At 63.6% G+C, this 17,918-nt stretch carries 17 protein-coding genes; 9 read left to right on the forward strand and 8 right to left on the reverse strand.

The features are described from left to right. Positions 1–10: 10 nt before the first annotated feature. Genes ACQK2M_RS11050 through ACQK2M_RS11065 form a run of 4 tightly spaced genes read right to left on the reverse strand, consistent with a single transcriptional unit; the run spans position 11 to position 3,869 of the window. Complete coding sequence (locus tag ACQK2M_RS11050) at positions 11–1,039, reverse strand: zinc-binding dehydrogenase (protein WP_425417854.1); 1,029 nt, start codon at positions 1,037–1,039, stop codon at positions 11–13. Positions 1,040–1,074: 35 nt separating this feature from the next. Then, on the reverse strand, positions 1,075–2,358 hold the full coding sequence (locus tag ACQK2M_RS11055; protein WP_425417855.1) for a beta-ketoacyl-ACP synthase: 1,284 nt from the start codon (positions 2,356–2,358) through the stop codon (positions 1,075–1,077). Further along, positions 2,355–3,560, reverse strand: coding sequence for a beta-ketoacyl-ACP synthase (locus ACQK2M_RS11060; RefSeq protein WP_425417856.1), 1,206 nt, complete (start codon positions 3,558–3,560; stop codon positions 2,355–2,357). Before ACQK2M_RS11060 ends, ACQK2M_RS11055 begins: the two co-directional genes overlap by 4 nt. A gap of 27 nt (positions 3,561–3,587) precedes the next feature. Then, positions 3,588–3,869 (reverse strand): acyl carrier protein, encoded by a 282-nt coding sequence (locus tag ACQK2M_RS11065; protein ID WP_223475404.1) that lies wholly within the window; start codon positions 3,867–3,869, stop codon positions 3,588–3,590. A 200-nt stretch (positions 3,870–4,069) separates the two neighbouring features. On the opposite strand from ACQK2M_RS11065, the gene ACQK2M_RS11070 reads away from it, so the two are divergent. Beyond that, complete coding sequence (locus ACQK2M_RS11070; protein WP_425417857.1) at positions 4,070–5,071, forward strand: aldose epimerase family protein; 1,002 nt, start codon at positions 4,070–4,072, stop codon at positions 5,069–5,071. On the opposite strand, the gene ACQK2M_RS11075 is transcribed toward ACQK2M_RS11070, so the two are convergent. Beyond that, positions 5,068–5,988, reverse strand: coding sequence for a sugar kinase (locus ACQK2M_RS11075; RefSeq protein ID WP_425417858.1), 921 nt, complete (start codon positions 5,986–5,988; stop codon positions 5,068–5,070). The two genes, ACQK2M_RS11070 and ACQK2M_RS11075, sit on opposite strands and share 4 nt — an antisense overlap. Before the next feature lie 227 nt (positions 5,989–6,215). Between ACQK2M_RS11075 and phnX the strand changes: the two genes are divergently transcribed. Continuing rightward, positions 6,216–7,049 carry a phosphonoacetaldehyde hydrolase gene (gene phnX, locus ACQK2M_RS11080; protein WP_425417859.1) on the forward strand — a complete coding sequence of 278 codons (834 nt, stop codon included), beginning with the start codon at positions 6,216–6,218 and terminating at the stop codon, positions 7,047–7,049. Positions 7,050–7,163: 114 nt separating this feature from the next. Further along, entirely contained in the window at positions 7,164–7,871 is a 708-nt protein-coding gene (locus ACQK2M_RS11085; protein ID WP_425417860.1) for a DUF1045 domain-containing protein, read from the forward strand. 10 nt (positions 7,872–7,881) lie between these two features. Here ACQK2M_RS11085 and ACQK2M_RS11090 read toward each other — a convergent pair whose 3' ends face one another. Next, on the reverse strand, positions 7,882–8,115 hold the full coding sequence (locus ACQK2M_RS11090; RefSeq protein ID WP_425417861.1) for a hypothetical protein: 234 nt from the start codon (positions 8,113–8,115) through the stop codon (positions 7,882–7,884). A 4-nt stretch (positions 8,116–8,119) separates the two neighbouring features. Further along, positions 8,120–9,271: an aromatic ring-hydroxylating oxygenase subunit alpha gene (locus ACQK2M_RS11095; protein WP_425417862.1), complete on the reverse strand. Its 1,152-nt coding sequence runs from the start codon at positions 9,269–9,271 to the stop codon at positions 8,120–8,122. Between the two features lie 182 nt (positions 9,272–9,453). Here ACQK2M_RS11095 and ACQK2M_RS11100 point away from each other — a divergent pair, with 182 nt between their 5' ends. Further along, the gene (locus ACQK2M_RS11100; protein WP_425417863.1) at positions 9,454–11,163 is read left to right on the forward strand and encodes an ABC transporter permease; all 1,710 of its coding nucleotides are present in this window, start codon (positions 9,454–9,456) and stop codon (positions 11,161–11,163) included. A gap of 66 nt (positions 11,164–11,229) precedes the next feature. Here ACQK2M_RS11100 and ACQK2M_RS11105 read toward each other — a convergent pair whose 3' ends face one another. Beyond that, the gene (locus ACQK2M_RS11105) at positions 11,230–12,258 is read right to left on the reverse strand and encodes a Fe(3+) ABC transporter substrate-binding protein (RefSeq protein ID WP_425417864.1); all 1,029 of its coding nucleotides are present in this window, start codon (positions 12,256–12,258) and stop codon (positions 11,230–11,232) included. 153 nt (positions 12,259–12,411) lie between these two features. Between ACQK2M_RS11105 and rirA the strand changes: the two genes are divergently transcribed. From rirA to glpK, 5 genes are all read left to right on the forward strand, one after another. Then, positions 12,412–12,873, forward strand: a complete 462-nt coding sequence (gene rirA / locus ACQK2M_RS11110) for an iron-responsive transcriptional regulator RirA (protein ID WP_223475395.1) — start codon at positions 12,412–12,414, stop codon at positions 12,871–12,873. A gap of 178 nt (positions 12,874–13,051) precedes the next feature. Next, complete coding sequence (locus ACQK2M_RS11115) at positions 13,052–14,011, forward strand: DUF7507 domain-containing protein (RefSeq protein WP_425417865.1); 960 nt, start codon at positions 13,052–13,054, stop codon at positions 14,009–14,011. Positions 14,012–14,121: 110 nt separating this feature from the next. Next, the gene (locus ACQK2M_RS11120) at positions 14,122–15,612 is read left to right on the forward strand and encodes a hypothetical protein (RefSeq protein ID WP_425417866.1); all 1,491 of its coding nucleotides are present in this window, start codon (positions 14,122–14,124) and stop codon (positions 15,610–15,612) included. A 71-nt stretch (positions 15,613–15,683) separates the two neighbouring features. Further along, positions 15,684–16,361 carry an MIP/aquaporin family protein gene (locus ACQK2M_RS11125; protein WP_425417867.1) on the forward strand — a complete coding sequence of 226 codons (678 nt, stop codon included), beginning with the start codon at positions 15,684–15,686 and terminating at the stop codon, positions 16,359–16,361. 60 nt (positions 16,362–16,421) lie between these two features. Beyond that, positions 16,422–17,918, forward strand: coding sequence for a glycerol kinase GlpK (gene glpK / locus ACQK2M_RS11130; RefSeq protein WP_425417868.1), 1,497 nt, complete (start codon positions 16,422–16,424; stop codon positions 17,916–17,918).

Consider the following 17,918-nt stretch of genomic DNA (forward strand, 5'->3'; position numbering starts at 1 on the left):
CGGCACTCCGCTATCCGACCTTGAGGACGATCTTTCCGAAGACGTCTCGGGTTTCCATTCGCGCCAGCGCAGCCGCTATGCCGTCGAAATCGACCTCGGTATCGACAACGGGATGGACGATGCCGCGCGCCATCTTCTGCATGGCGTTCGCCATGTTCTCCATGCGGCAGCCGAATGACCCGATGATGCGGAACTGTTGCTGAAAGAGCATCATCAGGTTCATCTGCGTCGAAACGCCGGAGGTCGAGCCGCAGGTGACCAGTCGGCCGCCGCGCTTCAGCGACAGCATGGAGCCGGCCCAGGTATCCGCGCCGACATGTTCGAAGACGACATCGACGCCCTTCTTCTTCGTCAGCTTGCGGACGACGCCCTCGAACCGGTCTTCGCGATAGTTGATCACGTGGTCGGCGCCGAGCGCTTTCGCCGGCTCGATCTTGGCGTCCGATCCGACGGTCGTAATGACAGTGCAACCCATCTTCCTGGCAAGCTGGATCGCCGCCGTGCCGATTCCCGAACCGCCGGCATGCACCAGGACGGTTTCGCCGGGCTGAAGCGCCGCATTGTCAAAAAGCATATGCTCGACCGTGCCGAACGTGATCGGCGCGAGCGCGGCACCGGTCTCATCGACGCCGGGCGGGGCGGGGACGAGGTTGCGCGCCGGCAGGTTGATCATCTCCTGGGCGAACCCGTCGAGATGGAAGCCGTGCACGCCCGCGACATTCTCGCACAGATTGTCGCGCCCTTCCGTGCAGGGGCCGCACAGGCCGCAGGTGTGGGCGCCGAAGATCGAGACGAGCTGGCCCGGTTTCAGACCGGCCACGCCATGGCCGATCGTATCGACATAGCCCGACGCTTCCGCGCCAATGACGAGCGGCATCTTGCGCTTGGCGAAGGCCATGCCACGCCAGCCCCAAACGTCGATGTGATTGAGCGCGACCTTGGATATCCGCACGGTGACCTCGCCGATGCCGGGTGGCGGCGGCGGCGGCAAATCCGCTTCGACAAGCTTGCGATCTTCCACGAGCTGCAATGCCCGCATGGCAGTTCCTTCCCGAGCCTTTTGATGGCGGTGGCTTAAGCGGGTTCAGCCGCTATGACAAGGCAGGTGTTCTGGCCGCCGAAACCGAAGGAATTCGACAGGACACGCCCGACCTTCGCCTCCCGCTTCGCGTTCGGCACCACGTCGAGTTCGATCGCCGGATCGGGATTGAGGTGGTTGATGGTCGGCGGAAGCGTGCCCGTGCGGATGGTCATCAGCGAGAACACCGCCTCGATCGCGCCGGCGGCCGTCAGGGTGTGTCCGATCATCGACTTGTTGGAAGAGATCGGGATCGACGCCATTGCGTCGCCGAAGACCGTCGACAGCGACAGACTTTCCATCTTGTCGTTTTCCGGCGTCGAGGTGCCATGGGCGTTGATGTAGTCGATATCGTCGGTCGCGACCCCGGCATCGTCGAGTGCGGCGCGCACGGCGGCGATGGCCGGCGACCCGTCCGGCTTGGAACGGGTGCGATGGAAGTCGTCGGCCCATTCGCCGCACCCTTCCAGGATGCCGAGAATCGTGGCGCCGCGCGCTTTTGCGCTTTCCAGCGATTCCATCACGAAAGCGCCTGCGCCCTCGGCCATGACGAAGCCGTCGCGATCTTTCGAGAACGGTTTGGAGGCCTTTTCCGGCACGTCGTTCTGGGTCGATAGGGCGGAGAGGAGCGAGAAGCGGATGAGTGCCTCGGCGGTCACCGAGCCGTCGGTGCCGACGGATACGACGCGGTCGGCCTCGCCGCGGCGAATCGCCTCCGCACCGAGCTGTATCGCCGTCGCGCCGGAGGCGCAGGCGGTCGACAGGGTGATCGGCAGGCCGCGTGAGCCGATGCGGCGTTGCAGCCGACCCGCAACAGTGCCGAATTGACCGGAGCGGAAGAATTCCTCGTGCACGCCGGTCCGAGCGGCCAGAAGCATGCGGTCGTAACCGGCTTCGCTGTCACCGGCTTTGGCGCCTTCGCTGTCGAGCGCAAGGCGCTGCCGCCATTCCAGTTCGACGGGTGGTGCGGCCAGAAACAGCGGGCCGCCGAAATCGTCGGCGGAAAGCCCCGATTCCCCGATCGCCTCGAGTACGGCTGCCTCGGCGAGGGCATAAGTCAGCGCCGTCGAACCGGCCTCAGGCGGGGTCATGAAATCGACCGTCCCGGCGATCTTGGTGCGAAGATGTTCGGTCGGGAACCGGCTGATGGCGTGAATGCCGGATTGGCCGTCTGTCAGTTTCGCCCAGTTTTCGTCCTTGCCCGCCCCGAGCGGCGAGACGACGCCCGCGCCGGTTATCGCGACGATTGGCCGTCCGGCATGATCGAGTGTTCTGGTCATGCGCCGGCTCCGTCGGCTTTGGTCACAATCGCCATGCCTTCGGCCGCATCGAAACCGACCGTGACCACGCCGATCGATTTCGGCGCGTCGCTTGTCTTCGCTTCGAAACTGTCGTCGAGAACGGGAATTGCCTCGCCCTTCGAGAGCGACAGGGCGGCAAGCGCGACGGCGAGCGGAAATTGCGCCTCGCACAGATGGCCCGTCGCCGTCGATACGCCGCGTACCGGGGTGTCCGGCAGGCTTTCCGAAAGAAAGGCTTTCTCGTCGGCAGTGCGTGCGTGGCTGCCGGAGGCGGCGGAAACGATCATGTCGGTGTCGGCGATTGCGATCTCTCCGGCGAGCCTGTCCAGCCGCTTGCGGGTTTCCGCCGAATCCGTCGGCCCGAGATCGGCCGCGACATTTCCTATCGCGGCATAGATCCGCGCGCCGCGTGCTTGCGCATGGGCGCGGCTTTCCAGCGTCAGGAAGGCGCCACCGGACCCCGTCACGACGCCGCCGCCTTCGCTCCGCGCGCGCTGCCATACCGGACGCCATGGATCACGCATCAAGTAGCGGCCGAGTTCGTAGCTGAGCAGCATGTCGGGATGTTCGGTGTTGTAGGCGCCGCCGACAAGCAGATGCGTGCTCTGACCCGAGCGTATGCGCGCCGCGGCGGACTGGATGGCGGAGATGCCCGAGCCTTCCTCGCCCATGAAGGTGCGCGAGGACCCCGTGACCTTGTGGACGATGGAGATGTTGCCCGCGAGCAGGTTGGATAGCTGGGCCAGGAAAAGCGTCGGACGCAGTTCACTGGTCAGCACCTCGTTGATGATGGTGCCTGTGTCCGTCTCTCCGGCCGCGATCCGGCCAAGGATGATCGTATCGACATCCACATCGCGTTCGCCACCGCCTGCGGCGACCACGAGGTCCATCGTGGCGCAAAGCGCTTCGTTGCCCTTGATTCCGGCATCCTCCAGCGCGAGGCCGGCGGTGTATGTGCCGATGCGCTGCCAGGCTTCCATCTGGCGCTGATCGCCACGCTTGGCGATCTGCCGAGACCAGTCGACCTCGGGGACCGGATGGACGGCATAGGGCGCGAAACGCTCGCTATCGATCGTCGGGGCGTCGAACGCGCATAGCGCCTCCCAATTGGCGTCCGCCCCCTCGCCAAGCGAGGTAAGCAGGCCAATGCCTGTGATGACGACGTCGTCTGGGCTGGACATCGGTTGCTTCTCGCGGGAAACGGGGCGTCAGGCGGCCTTGGCGGCCACGAGTTCGTCGATCTTGGCGCAAAGGTTCTTCAGGACGAAATACTCTTCGGTCGCAACCTTGCCGTCATTGACATCCTGGGTCCACTGTTCGAGCGGAATCTTGATGCCGAATTCCTTGTCGATGGCGAAGACGATATCGAGGAAATCGAGGCTGTCGATGCCGAGATCGTCGATCGTGTGGCTTTCCGGGGTGATCGACTCGCGTTCGATTTCGCTCGTGTCTGCGATGATGTCGGCGACTTTGTCGAATGTGGTTGACACTGTAGGGTCCTTCGCTTGCAGGCGCCCGGCCGGGGAGGAAGTGGCGCCGTGTCATTCGTTCTCGGCGCTCTCTAGCGTGTTTGAGCGCCAAGGAAAAGGCCGTAGTCGCCGACACTTGCAACCCTGAGGCGAAAATGAATGTGGTTTCGCGTCGCAGCTCGTCGTAGACAAGGCGAAGATGAGTCGGAGGACGGGTTTTGGTGGAAGTCTGGGGAAGTCTGGCGAGTGGCGAACCGGTGCATCGGGTTGCGCTTGCGGGGGGTGGCCTGACCGCGCAGGTCATGACGCGGGGTGCGGCGATCCAGAGCCTTTTTCTCGACGGTCATGACGCGCCTCTCGTGCTCGGATTCGACCGAATCGAGGACTACGAGACCCATTCTCCCTATTTCGGCGCGACCGCTGGGCGCTTCGCCAACCGGATCGCCGGAGCGCGGTTCACGCTCGACGGCGCGGAATACCGGCTCGACTCGAACGACCACGGTCATTGCCTGCATGGCGGGTCGCGTGGTTTTTCCGAGCGGCTGTGGACAATCGAGGACCACGGGCGAAGCCATGTGGTCCTGCGTCTCGACAGCACGGATGGCGATATGGGCTTTCCGGGTGCGGTGACGGCGCGCTGCCGCTACGAACTGGCCGGGGAAGGCGAGTTGCGCGTGACGCTTACCGCCGAGACCGAAGCGCCGACGGTTTGTGCGATGGCGCATCACAGCTATTTTAACCTGGAGGATGGGGGCGCCGGCCCCGTCACCGGCCACGAGATCGCGATCGATGCAGACCGCTATCTGCCTGTGGATGAAACCCTCATTCCGCTCGGTGCGCCGATGCCGGTCGAGGAGACACGGTTTGATTTTCGCGACATGAAGCGCGTTGATGCTTATGGAGCCGCCGCCGACTACGATCACAATTTCTGTCTGAATGGCGCGGAGGGCAGGGTGCGGCAGGTGGCCGAGTTGTACGCGCCGCGCTCTGGCGTTTCCATGACCGTCACGACTGCGGAACCGGGCCTGCAATGGTTCACCGCCCCGTCCATGCAAATGACCGTCCCCGGTCTCGGCGGGCGTATTTACGGCAATCATGCCGGCATGTGTCTCGAAACGCAGAAATGGCCGGATGCACCGAACCGGCCGGACTATCCGAGCGCCGTTCTGCGGCCGGGTGAAATCCGCGAGCAGGCGAGCGTCTACAGGTTCTCGAAACGCTAGAAGCGTAACTCGGCGAGCGAATCCATCGGCATCAGGGCGCCGTAGTGGCGGATCACCTTCGCTGCGACCGTGTGTCCGAAAAGCGCGGCCTCGCTTGCGTCGCGCCCGGCCAGCCGCGCGGCGAGATAGGCGCCGTTGAAGCTGTCACCAGCACCCGTCGTGTCGAGGGGTTCGACGGATCGCGGCGGCGCAACCGGCTCGGTCCTGAGATCGACCGCGACGAGCGCGGCGTCTCCACCCGACTTGACGACGATCTCGCCCGGACCCTGATGGCGAATTCGTTCGACCGTTTCGCCGGGTGACGCATCGCCAAACAGGGCCTGTTCGTCGTCAAAGGTCGGCAGAACGATGGACGAGACCGCATAGCCGGCATTGATCGCCGTTCTGGCCGCGCCGATATCGGCCCACAGTCGCGGCCGGTAGTTGGGGTCGAAAGCGACGACCGAAACGCGCGACCGGGCGGACTCGATGATCGAAAGGAGATCGTCGCGGGCGCGTTCGGCGAGGATCGCGAGCGTTATCCCGGAAAAATAGATCAGGCCTGCGCCATGGAGACTCTCCGTAAGCTTGTCTCGATCGTCGGCGAGACAGCGGGCGGCGGCGCTTTCGCGCCAGTAGGTGAAGGAGCGTTCGCCATGCGCATCCAGCGTGATGGCGTAGAGGCCCGGAACGCGCCCCGGGATGACCGGGCTGTTGGCGATGCCAATGCCGTAATGACGCAGAAAGGCGATCTGTTCGCGCGAGAAGGGGTCGTCGCCGAAGGCGGACACATAGTCGGTCTCCGCCGATTGCGGGGAGAGAGCGCGCAGATACCACAGCGTGTTGAGCGTGTCGCCGGCGAAGCCCTGCCGCCATGTCGTGCCTTCGCGGCCGGACAGTTCGATCATGCTTTCGCCAATGGAGACGATACGGGTCATGTTCCTGCTCGCTGGTCGAGACGGTTCGTTGGCGCGATACAGCATGGCCGACCCGGCTTGGCAAGAATGCCCGGCGCGCGATGACGGATTTGTGTCGAAGTGCTTTGTCGCGTGGCCATTTCGCTCGTGTTTTCAGTCTGGTTCGCCGATGGTTTTCCACTGTCGTATGAATGTCATCTGCGGCGGTAGAATAGGCGCAACCGAAGTGGGGCAGGCGGTCGGTCATCATGCATGTAAAGGCTGTGATCTTCGATTGGGCCGGGACGCTGGTCGATTTCGGCTCGCTGGCGCCGGTGCTCGCCTTGCAGCGGGTCTTCGAGGAATCCGGTATCGCGATAACGGTCGAGGACGTTCGCGCCGACATGGGGCTCGGCAAGCTCGACCATATCCGCGCAATCGGCGCGAAGCCGCGCGTCGCGCGCGCCTGGGCCGATGTCCGCGGCGGCGCGGAATTCCAGGAAAGCGACGCTGAAGGGCTGCACGAGCGGTTCCGAACGCTGAACCGTCATATCGCCAGCGAACGCGGCAAGCTGATCAGCGGCGTTCCCAAGGTCTGCCGGACGTTGCGCGAACGCGGCATCGCGATCGGCAGCACTACCGGTTATTCGCGCGACATCATGGAGCCGGTCATCTCGGTCGCGCGGGCGCAGGGCTTCGAGGCGGATGTGGTCGTTTGCGCGGACGATGTTTCGGAGTCGCGCCCTTCGCCGCTGGCGATGTATCAAGCCATGGTTTCGCTCGGCGTCTATCCCGCATCCGCGATCATCAAGGTCGACGATACGATACCCGGGCTGATGGAAGGCAAGGCAGCCGGTGCCTGGACCGTCGGAATCAGCGAGACGGGCAACGAGATGGGAATGGCGGAGGAGGCGTTCGCGGCGCTCCCGGCCCGCGAAAGGCTCGATCTCGCCAATGCCGCCGCCAAGCGGCTGACCGATGCCGGTGCCGACTATGTCATCGGCTCGGTGGCCGATCTTGTCGGAATCGTCGATGACATCAATGAAAGGCTTGCCGACGGAGAGCGGCCCGAATTGCTCGAATACGAAACGGAAGCGGTCTGACAGGCGATTTCGGCCCGAATATTACGCCGGATAAATAAGCCCGCGAAATTTCGCATGGTTGTCACAAGGTTGGCGTAGCAGGATCGAACCGGTTCAGGAGCCTGATTCGCAGCCATGCGCTACGCCATCTACTTTACGCCACCAAGGGATCACCCGCTGACGCGCGCCGCGTCGAGCTGGCTCGGGCGCGATGCGTTTTCCGGGCTGACGCTGCCGCATGCGGAGCGGACGGGCCTCGCGCTGGGTGAACTGGCCTATTTCACCGCTGTTCCGCGCCGCTACGGGTTCCATGGCACGCTGAAAGCGCCGTTCCGGCTCGCCGACGGTTACACCGAGGCCGACCTGTCCGCGGCCGTGCGGACATTTGCCGAGGATGTCGAACCGGTGACGATCGACCGTGTCGCGGTCGCGCGGCTCGGCGGTTTCTTCGCGATCGTGCCCGAGGAACCGAACAGTGTGCTCGCCGAGTTTGCCGGCAGGGTGGTCGCGGTTTTCGACAAGCTTCGCGCGCCGCTGACCGAGAAGGAATTCCAGCGGCGGGATCCCGAACGTCTATCGACCTCTCAACTGCGCAACCTGCAGAACTGGGGCTACCCTTACGTCTTCGACGACTTCCGCTTCCATATGACGCTGACAGGCCATGTGGAGCCGGACGACAGGCCGCGCCTCCATGCGGCGCTGGACAGGCACTTCAGCCATGTACTGTCCGAGCCGCTGGAGATCGATCATCTGGCCATCTTCGTCGAACGCGAAACCGGCGCGCCGTTCGAGGTGCACTCGATGTATCCCATCGAGCCTGTCGGCAAGCGCCGTTTCGCCTAGCCTTCTTGTATCAAAGCCTTGCGCGTTCGCGCAGCAGGCCGCCGAAGCGGTCGGCCTCTTGTGCGCCCGCTTCGAGCGCGAACACATAGGCCTGCGTCCAGAAAAAACAGGCCGCATCGGCGTCGCCGGCCGCACTCAGCAGGTCCGCCGCTTCTCCGTATAGCTGTGCGAGACGCGGTCCGTCCTGCGCCGCGTGCGCGGCGAGGAGGGCTGTGTCTAGATCGCCGAGCGCGGGATGCGGCATCGCGTTACCGGGCCAGTTGGGTGGCGACCCAGTGGTGGAACATGTGGGTCGGGCTGTCCATGACGGGCGAAAAGCGCCCGCCGTCGAAATCGACCGCGTGCCGTCCCTGCTGCATGCCTTCGACGACGAAGACATCTTCTTCGAAGACCTCTTTCCACTGCGTCGTGTTGCGGTTGCGCAAGGCCTGGTAGCCGGGCCCGACCGATGCCTCGTCGTGATAGTAGATCTCGACGTGCTCGATTGTCCGATCGACCGAGATCGGCTCCAGCAGGATCGCGAAGGAATGGTCGCGATGCACGCCGAACAGCACGTTCGGGTAAAGCGCGATGTACTCGGCGGCTGTGTCCCATTTCGGGCCCAGTTTCGGCGCGTCGCCGAAAACCTGTCCGTTCTCGCCCGCCATTTGCCGGTAGACCATCGTGCCCTGGCCGGAAAACGCGCCCGGTTCCTCGATGTGATAGTGATCCTCGAGCCGGGAATAGCTGTTCAGGCCGGGATGCACCCATGGCAGGTGGTAGCTCTCGCAGTAGTTCTCGACGGCGAGTTTCCAGTTGGTGGCGACATCGAGCGCGAAGCCGGAATCGGCGCCGGAATGATGAAGCGGCATTTCGAATTCTTTCCAGCGGTCGACCGCCTTCGAATGTGCCTCTTCGAAGGGTAGCGCATCGCCGGAAATGTTGACGAAGACCACGTCGCGCCAGACATGCGACCGCACTTCGATCAGGCCCAGTTCGTCGCGGCGGATGGCCTCATGGGCATTATGGCCCGGTCCGCCGACATGCGGGGTCGCTTTCAACGCGCCGTCGAGGTCGTAGCACCAGGAATGGTATGCGCATCGGATCGCGCCGCGAATGCGCCCCGGTTCGCGTACCAGGATCATGCCGCGATGGCGGCAGATGTTCTGGAACACCCTTACATTGCCGTCACGTCCGCGGATGATGACGAGCGGCTGACCGAGGAAGGTCTGCGGCTTGGCATCGCCGTTCTCGGGAACGTCCTTGGCGAAGCCTATGCCGGCCCAATTGTCAAAAAATACACGTTCCCTGTCGGCCTCGAACCATGCCGGATCGATATAGTGCCGGTTCGACAGCCCGTTCGCCGTCGCCACGGGTTGGAGAACACGGGACAGATCCGCATCCGTCAGCCGCTGGTCCATGCCATACCTCCACGTGTTTCCTGCTTGTGGAATGGATTTTGCGGTAGCGAATCCGGTTTGGACATGCGGATTTGAGAAATCTCCATGTCCAAACGCGACGCCGGGTGGCGATTGACCTCAAAACCTGTTTGACATACTCCACTTTATCCAGACCCAACCAAATCGGGCTATCGACACCGGCCGTGTTCCAATTTCCCCTGAAAACGCTCGCCTGGATCGGCGCGGGACTTTGCATCGTCCCGATCGCCGCGGTCGGCGTGACCGCGCTCGGCGGCACACTCGAGACGTGGTCGGGGCTCTGGGAAACGGTGATGCCCCGCTATATCTGGAACACGATCCAGCTCTCGCTGCTGGTCGCGATCGGCACAGCGGCGACGGGAACCGGGGCGGCCTGGCTGGTCACGATGTGCCGCTTTCCGGGTAGTCGGATCCTCGAGATTGTGCTCGCGTTGCCGCTGGCCTTTCCCGGCTACGTGCTGGCTTACGCCTATACCGACTTGCTCGATCATCCGGGTCCAGTACAGACGGCGCTCAGGGCGTTAACGGGCTGGGGACCGCGCGATTACTGGTTCCCGGAAATCCGGTCGCTGCAGGGTGCGGCGCTGATGTTGATCTTCGTGCTCTATCCCTATGTCTACCTGCTGGCGCGGGCGGCGTTTCTGCGGCAGTCGCCGACGGCCTATTTCGCCGCGCGCACGATGGGGCACGGACCGTGGAGCGCCTTTCTCCGGGTGAGTCTGCCCGTGGCGCGACCTGCCATCGCCGGCGGCACGATCCTGGCGCTGATGGAGACCATCGCGGATTTCGGCACGGTCGCCCATTTCGGCGTTCAGACATTCGCGACAGGCATCTACCAGGCCTGGTTTTCGATGGGAGACCGCGCGGCGGCCTCGCAGCTTGCCTTCTGCCTGATGTTGGCGGCGCTTTTTCTGGTCGTTCTGGAATCCAGCCAGCGCGGCGGGGCCAAGCACCATCAGGCCGGCAATCGCAACGAGGCCATGACGCTGCATTATCTATCAGGATGGCGAGCGCTGGCGGCGATCCTGGCCTGCCTGATCCCGGTCATGGCGGGGTTCGTCATCCCGCTGATCGTATTGTTCGAAATGGCGGTCTCCTCCGGGCAAAACCCGTTCGAGGCGCGCTATCTCGATTTCACAATCAATTCGCTGACCCTTGCCGGCGTCGCCGCGATCCTGACGGTGATCGGCGCGGTGATCGTCGGTTATCGCGTCCGGCTGGCGCCGGGCAGGGCGGCCTCCATCACCAAGACCTTGTCGGGTATCGGCTATGCGTTGCCCGGATCGGTGATCGCCGTCGGGCTGCTGGTGCCTTTCGCGCGGCTCGACAACACAATCGACGCCTTCATGCGCGAGCATTTCGATATCTCGACCGGGCTCCTCTTCACCGGCTCCATCGCGCTTCTGGTGATGACTTATATCGTGCGGTTCATGGCGGCGGCCTTGTCGGCGTTCGATACGGGCATCAGCCAGATCAGGCCGAATGTGGACGCCGTGGCGCGTACGCTCGGCTCCGGCACGCTCGGTATGCTGCTGCGCATTCACTTGCCGCTCATGCGCGCGAGTCTTCTGACGGCCGTGCTGATCGTCTTCGTCGATACGATGAAGGAACTGCCGGCGACGCTGATCCTGCGCCCGTTCAATTTCGACACGTTGGCCGTGCAGGCGCACCGGCTCGCTTCCGACGAGCGCCTGGCGCAAGCGGCGGTGCCGTCGCTGGTCATCGTCGCATTCGGTCTCCTGCCGGTGATCCTGCTGTGCCGGACCATCGCCCAGACACAGCAGACCCGCATGCTGACGCGGCCGCGCATGCCGTTTTCCGGCCCGCGTCCGGCCGGTTCGGGAGACCAGTCCCTGGCAACCGCCGCGCAATGAAAAACCGCCTGAAACCAATGGCCTCAGGCGGTTCGCGAAGAGTTTGATTCAGGCCGTTTCGGCGTCTTACTTGAAGCCGACGGTGTTGAAGATGTTCTGTGCCTCGGTCTGGAATTCACCCAGCGCATGCAGGTTCAGGTCGTCGCGCTTGAACGTGCCGAGCTGGGTGACCGAAGCCGACAGCCCGACACCCTCGACGACCGGATACTCGTCATTGCCGGACGCGAAATACTCCTGCGCGGAATCGGAGGAGAGATATTCGAGGAAGCGGATTGCGTTGTCACGGTTTGGCGCGTTCGTCAGCACGCCGGCCGCCGAGACGTTCACATGGGTGCCATTGCCGTCCTGGTCGGGGAAGACCCAGCCGATCCCGTCGGTTCCCTCGCTCAGCCCGTCGACTTCGATGCGCAGTGCACGCGCGAAATAATAGGTGTTGGCGACGGCGATGTCGCATTCGCCGGAAACAAGGCCCCTGAGCTGGTCAGTGTCGCCACCCTGCGGCTGCCGGGCGAGGTTGTTCTTGAGGCCCTCGACCCAGGCTTCCGCCTCCTCAGGACCGTTTTCAGCGATGCGTGAGGCGAGCAGCGAGAGATTGTAGATGTTGGTCGCGGAGCGAATGCAGATCTGGCCCTTGTATTTCGGATCGGCGAGGTCGGCATAGGTCTGCGGCGGCTCGCTGACGCGGTCCTTGGCATAGAAGATGATGCGCGCGCGCGTGGAGAAGCCGAACCAGAGATTGTCCGGATGCTGCAACTCGGCCGGGATGCGTTCTTCCAGGATATCGCTTTCGACCGGCGAGAGCAGGTCGGCGTCGGCGGCGCGCCAGATGCGGCCGGCATCGACCGTGATGAGCACGTCCGCCGGGCTGTTGGCGCCTTCCGCCTTGAGCCGTTCGATCAGCTCATCCGCATTGCCCTCGATCCGATTGACCTGGATGCCCGTCTCTTTCTCGAAGTCGGAATAGAGCTTCTCGTCGGTGTCGTAGTGACGCGACGAGTAGAGGTTGACCTCGCCCTCTGCCCGCGCGGCCGATGCGACCGGAAGCGCGACGGAGGTTGAAAGAACGGCGGTGAGGATGCGCATGCGCAACGTCATGAGGGGCTCCCGTTTTTATATGACACTCGTTGTCATGTTTATCTGTTGGAACGCGCGGAGACTGTCAAGAAAAAAACTTAACTGGAAAGGTGAGGTTTATCTGGAATCGTTCCAGACTAGGGTCTATATGATGTTACGTAACGGAGACGATCCATGCGCCTGACGAAACAGACCAACTACGCCTTCCGCATTCTCATGTATTGTGCGGTGAAGGACGGAGAACTGAGCCGCGTTGCCGAGATCGCGAAGGCATATGGCGTGTCGGAGCCGTTTTTGTTCAAGATTCTGCAGCCTCTGGCTGAAGGCGGGGTGATCGAGACCGTTCGCGGGCGTAATGGCGGCATTCGACTGGCGCGCAAAGCCAGCGACATCACGCTTCTCGACGTTGTTCGCCTGACGGAGGACAGTTTTTCCATGGCCGAGTGTTTCGAGCGTGAGGACAGCGATTGCCCGCTGGTCGAGACCTGCAAGCTTTCGGCGGCGTTGCGCGAGGCGCTGAACGCATTCTTCGGCGTGCTTGCCAGCCATTCGATCGACGATCTGGCGCGTCCGAACGACGGTATTGGTTTCCTGCTCGGTCTCGAACGCCGCAAGGAAGCGCTGGCGCCTGCCTGAGCCGGCCTCGGGCCGGTGCGCTTCACCGAGCGTTACCGATCTTCTCCAAAGGATTGATGATGTTTCACCATGTTTTGGGTGACATGGCGAAGCCGCTCGCCCTATTGTTCGCGGGTCTGGCGCGCATGCCGGGCATCGAACCAGCCGGGTGAACAAAATCGAGGGGAGGATTGCCACCATGAGCCGCACAAACGGAAGCGAAACACCGCGCCACGCCGAAAAGACCTCGACGGGATTGGCGACGGCGTTTGCCGCATCGCTGCTGCTCGCGACTGCCTTGCCCGGCACGGCTGCCGCGCAATTGACGAGTGAGGTGACCGCAGGCGGAACTGCCAGCGGCCAGGCGGTCGAATCCGATACCGTGACCGAAACGACCGATCTCGAAGCGCCGCGACCGGCGCTCTCGGCGTCGCAGAGCATCGCTCTCGATGTCTCCAAGGGGCGCGACAGCGAAAACGCCGACGCCGGCGATATCGTATCGGTGACCGTGTCGGTGTCCAATGAAGGCAATTTCCCGGTGCAGACGGTGATCGTCGATGGCGCGACACTGACGATCGCGGGCAACGCGATACAGCTCGAACCGGCCAGTTTCTCCCCGTCGAGCGCGGATATCGCGACCGGCGAATCGGCGACCTTCACGACGACCTATGCCCTGACCAGTTCGGATGTGTATGGCGCGGCGGCGGGCGACGGCATTTCCGTTCGAAGCGGCGCGATGGGCAAGTCTGCTGAGCAGAGCGTTTCCGCCCGCGCCGAGCCCGGCAACATTGTCGTCGCGGCCAACCCGAAACTGGCGATCAGCTCGTCGAGCGTCATGGAAAAGGCCGAGGGTAACGAAGGCGAGGGCGCCGAAACGGGTGACATGATCACCTACAAATACCGGGTGGAAAATGTCGGAAACGTTGCGGTCGCGGATGTCGGCGTGACGGTCAAGCTCAGTGGCAAGACGTTGACTTCCGCCGGTTCGCCGGCCGACGGCATCGATCCTTTCGCCGTCGAGGTTGCGAGTGAGGATGCGCTGGCTGTCAATTCCGATTTGCCCGAGACACAAGGCGTCTATGACAATCTGGGACCGGGCGGCGCAGTTGTCTTCACCCACGTCCATACCGTGACGCAGGCGGAATTCGAGGCTCAATAGACTGCAATGCATGACCGGCAGGCGCGGCTGTGAACCGGCGACTTTCAATCAAAAAGAACAGGAAGCGCCCGAAACGACCGTTTCGGATCGGGTTCGCGCTCTGCCTGTGCATGTCCATTATTGCCGGGCCTGCGGCCGCCGACATCGTCAACAGCGCGGTGGCGTCCGGCGTTCATGACGGCGCGTCGGTCCAGTCGGGCGGCGCGCAGGTTTCCACCAGCGTGGAGCCGGGCGTCGCATCCATGCATGTCGAGGTCGAGGCGGCGATTGGCGGGGACAGCGCTCCGGGTTTGCCGGAGGGTGACAGGATCGGCTTCATCATCGCGGTTAGCAATGACGGCAATGTCGGGCTCACCGGAGTCAGGCTGACGCTGGAACTGAAACAGGGGGCGGAAACCTTCGCGCCCTCCGATCCGCCTGGCTACAGTGGCGGCGATGTCGAAAATCCCGGTATTCTGGATCGTGGCGAAACCTGGCGTTTTGCCGCCGGTCAACTTCTCCAGCGCTCGAATGTCGAGGCCGGCAGCGAGATCACGGCGACGGTGACGGCGGTCGGAAAAGTGGACGGCCGAACCATAACGGACATCACCGCGCTGGATGTCGAGATTCCGCCGCTACAGGGCGTCGAGCGGCGTCTCATCTCGCTGGCGCACACGCCGAGCACGACAGAAGCGAGCGTCGGCGACCAGGTCGATTACACGATCACGGTCAGCAATCGCAGCACGAGGCCGCTCTCGGTGCGGCTGCGCGCCTTGCTGGCGGAAGACACGGCGCTGGTGCCTGGAAGCGTGTTCATCGACAGAAGGGTGATCGACATCGTTCAGGACGAGCAGAGGATCGATTTCGGCACGCTCGAGGTTCCGGCGCGGGGCAGCGTGTCACTGCGCTATCTCGGTGAAATCCGCGAGGCGTCGCTGCGCGGCTATCAGGTGAATACGGCGCAGATCGCCGACCCGGAAACGCTGATCCCGCTCCTGCCGCCTTCCACGGCCGCGGTGAAGACCGGCGAGATCCAGCAAAGCTCCTGTGCAGGCATTTCGCTCCTCGTCTACGAGGACAAGAACCGGAACGGCGTCGCCGACCCGACCGAGGCTCGGATATCCGGTGTGCGGATCGCCCTCGATGGCGGGCGTATCCTGACCACCGGGCTGAAGGGCGGGTTCACTTCGCCCTGCCTTCCTGTGTCGCGACTCGCAAATCTCGAGGAACGGTTCGAACTCGACGAGGCGACGCTGGAGGAGGGCTATCACGCGGTCACGCCCAATCCGGTCTCGCTTCGCCTCCAGCCGGGTTCGAGCAATACGGTTTCTTTCGGTGTCGCGTCGGCACGGGTGGTGCGCGTCGATCTGAACGCGGCGGCTTTCCTTCGAAACGAGGCGGTGCCCGATGCCGAACTGGAGGAGGGGATCACCCGCCTTATCTCGCTTCTTGCGCGTGAGCCCTCGGTTGTTCGGCTGACCTATTTCGCGCATCGCGAGGCGATCGATCTCCCGGAGGAACGCCTGGCCGCGGTGCAGCAGGCGATCCGCGATCACTGGGCGGCTTCGGGCGGCGGATACGAACTGGAGATCGAGGCCCGCGTCGTTCAGTCCGAAAGCTGACCGCGTAGAGTGTTGACGCTCACCCGATACATCGATAATTCAAGAATTATTGATATATTGGACGGGCCGCCATGGACGCTTCGCGCAAACTCGCTGCCGAATTCATCGGCACCGCCTTTCTTCTCGCGACGGTCGTCGGATCGGGCATCATGGCCGAGCGGCTGGCTGGCGGAAACGTCGCCATCGCGCTTCTCGGCAACACGATCCCGACCGGCGCGATCCTCGTTGTCCTGATCACGATGCTCGGGCCGATTTCCGGCGCGCATTTCAATCCGGCGGTGACCTTCGCCTTCTGGCTGCGCCGCGAGATAGAGGCGCGCGACAGCTTGCTCTATATCGCGATGCAGGTGGCGGGCGGGCTCATCGGCGTGTGGGCGGCGCATCTGATGTTCGGCGAGATCGTCTTCCAGGCGTCAACCAAGATGCGCACGGGCGGGGCGCAGTGGTTCGCGGAATTCATCGCCACTTTCGGCCTTGTCTTCACGATATTCGCGACGCTGAAGGCCAGTCCGAAATCGGTCCCGATGGCGGTCGGGCTCTATATCACGGCGGCCTACTGGTTCACCGCCTCGACATCCTTCGCCAACCCCGCCGTGACCGTCGCGCGGGCTTTTTCAGACACATTCGCCGGCATCCGCCCGGCCGACATGCCTCTCTTCATCGTCATGCAGTTCATCGGTGCGGCGGCGGCGTTCGCGATCTGCCGCTGGCTGCTGTCCAGAGACGGGAAAGCGCCCGAAGCGGGTTGAAGTCATGCCGGCTATCTGATTGGAATTCCCGCACCATTCACGGACGGGAGGAATCGGAACATGGGCGGCTATATTCTGGCCATCGATCAGGGCACGACATCGTCGCGCGCGATCATCTTCGACGGCGATCAGAAGATCGCGGGCGTTGGCCAGAAGGAGTTCCCGCAGCACTTTCCGAAGTCCGGCTGGGTCGAACACGAGCTGGAGGACATCTGGCAAAGCGTGGTCGAAACCTGCCGCGCGGCGATCGCCGATGCGGGCATCGCGGCGTCCGACATCGCTGCTATCGGCATCACAAATCAGCGCGAGACAGTGGCGCTCTGGGACAGGGCGACCGGCGAACCCGTCCATCGCGCCATCGTCTGGCAGGACCGGCGCACCGCCGACTTCTGCGACGATCTGAAGGCGAAGGGCCACGAGGCCGAGTTCACGGCGAAAACCGGGCTGCTGCTCGATCCGTATTTCTCCGGCACCAAGATCGCCTGGCTGCTCGACAATGTCGACGGGCTCAGGGCGCGTGCCGAGGCCGGCGAAATCGCGTTCGGCACCATCGATACCTTCCTGATCTGGCGGCTGACCGGCGGTGTGCGCCATGTCACGGACGCGACGAACGCGGCGCGTACGCTGATCTTCAATATCGATGAAGAGAATTGGGACGAAGAACTGCTGTCCATCCTGCGCATTCCCCGCGCGATCCTGCCCGAGGTGCTCGATTGCGCCGCCGATTTCGGAACCGCGACGGCTGACATTCTTGGTGCGGAGATCCCGGTTTATGGTGTGGCGGGCGACCAGCAGGCGGCGACCATCGGCCAGGCCTGTTTCGAGCCCGGCATGTTCAAGTCGACCTACGGGACCGGCTGCTTCGCCCTGCTCAACACCGGCGCCGATCGCGTCGCTTCGAAGAACCGCATGCTCACCACCATCGCCTATCGCCTGAACGGCGAGACGACCTATGCGCTGGAAGGCTCCATCTTTATGGCGGGTGCCTCGGTGCAATGGTTGCGGGACGGTCTCGGCATCATCGAAAGCGCAGCCGAGAGCGGCGCGATGGCGGAGAAGGCCGACCCCGAGCAGGATGTCTACCTGGTGCCGGCCTTCGTCGGATTGGGTGCGCCGCACTGGGACGCCAATGCGCGCGGCGCGCTGTTCGGTCTCACGCGCGGCACCGGCCCGAACGAAATCGCCAAGGCCACGTTGGAGGCGGTTTGCTACCAGACGCGCGATCTGCTCGAGGCGATGCATGACGACTGGGATGCGCCGGACCATGCCTCGACGACGCTGCGCGTCGATGGCGGCATGGTCGTCTCCGACTGGACGATGCAGTGCCTCGCCGACATTCTCGACGCGCCGGTCGATCGGCCGAAGGTGCTTGAGACAACGGCGCTGGGTGCTGCCTGGCTCGCCGGCTCCCATGCCGGTGTCTGGCCGGATCGCGCCGAATTCGCCGAGAGCTGGGCGCTGGAACGCCAGTTCGCGCCGAAGATGGCCGAAGACGAACGGTCACGGAAATATGCCGGTTGGAAGGACGCGGTGGGACGGACCTTGTCGTCCCGGTGA

It is taken from the genome of Oricola indica (assembly GCF_965227485.1).
Classification (GTDB): Bacteria; Pseudomonadota; Alphaproteobacteria; order Rhizobiales; family Rhizobiaceae; genus Oricola; species Oricola indica.

What these genes read in the sequence shown, in the direction of transcription:
- ACQK2M_RS11050 (WP_425417854.1), bottom strand. Translation starts at nt 1,039, where the DNA reads ATGCGGGCATTGCAGCTCGTGGAAGATCGCAAGCTTGTCGAAGCGGAT.
- ACQK2M_RS11055 (WP_425417855.1), bottom strand. Translation starts at nt 2,358, where the DNA reads ATGACCAGAACACTCGATCATGCCGGACGGCCAATCGTCGCGATAACC.
- ACQK2M_RS11060 (WP_425417856.1), bottom strand. Translation starts at nt 3,560, where the DNA reads ATGTCCAGCCCAGACGACGTCGTCATCACAGGCATTGGCCTGCTTACC.
- ACQK2M_RS11075 (WP_425417858.1), bottom strand. Translation starts at nt 5,988, where the DNA reads ATGACCCGTATCGTCTCCATTGGCGAAAGCATGATCGAACTGTCCGGC.
- phnX (WP_425417859.1), top strand. Translation starts at nt 6,216, where the DNA reads ATGCATGTAAAGGCTGTGATCTTCGATTGGGCCGGGACGCTGGTCGAT.
- ACQK2M_RS11085 (WP_425417860.1), top strand. Translation starts at nt 7,164, where the DNA reads ATGCGCTACGCCATCTACTTTACGCCACCAAGGGATCACCCGCTGACG.
- ACQK2M_RS11090 (WP_425417861.1), bottom strand. Translation starts at nt 8,115, where the DNA reads ATGCCGCATCCCGCGCTCGGCGATCTAGACACAGCCCTCCTCGCCGCG.
- ACQK2M_RS11095 (WP_425417862.1), bottom strand. Translation starts at nt 9,271, where the DNA reads ATGGACCAGCGGCTGACGGATGCGGATCTGTCCCGTGTTCTCCAACCC.
- ACQK2M_RS11105 (WP_425417864.1), bottom strand. Translation starts at nt 12,258, where the DNA reads ATGACGTTGCGCATGCGCATCCTCACCGCCGTTCTTTCAACCTCCGTC.
- rirA (WP_223475395.1), top strand. Translation starts at nt 12,412, where the DNA reads ATGCGCCTGACGAAACAGACCAACTACGCCTTCCGCATTCTCATGTAT.
- ACQK2M_RS11115 (WP_425417865.1), top strand. Translation starts at nt 13,052, where the DNA reads ATGAGCCGCACAAACGGAAGCGAAACACCGCGCCACGCCGAAAAGACC.
- ACQK2M_RS11120 (WP_425417866.1), top strand. Translation starts at nt 14,122, where the DNA reads ATGTCCATTATTGCCGGGCCTGCGGCCGCCGACATCGTCAACAGCGCG.
- ACQK2M_RS11125 (WP_425417867.1), top strand. Translation starts at nt 15,684, where the DNA reads ATGGACGCTTCGCGCAAACTCGCTGCCGAATTCATCGGCACCGCCTTT.
- glpK (WP_425417868.1), top strand. Translation starts at nt 16,422, where the DNA reads ATGGGCGGCTATATTCTGGCCATCGATCAGGGCACGACATCGTCGCGC.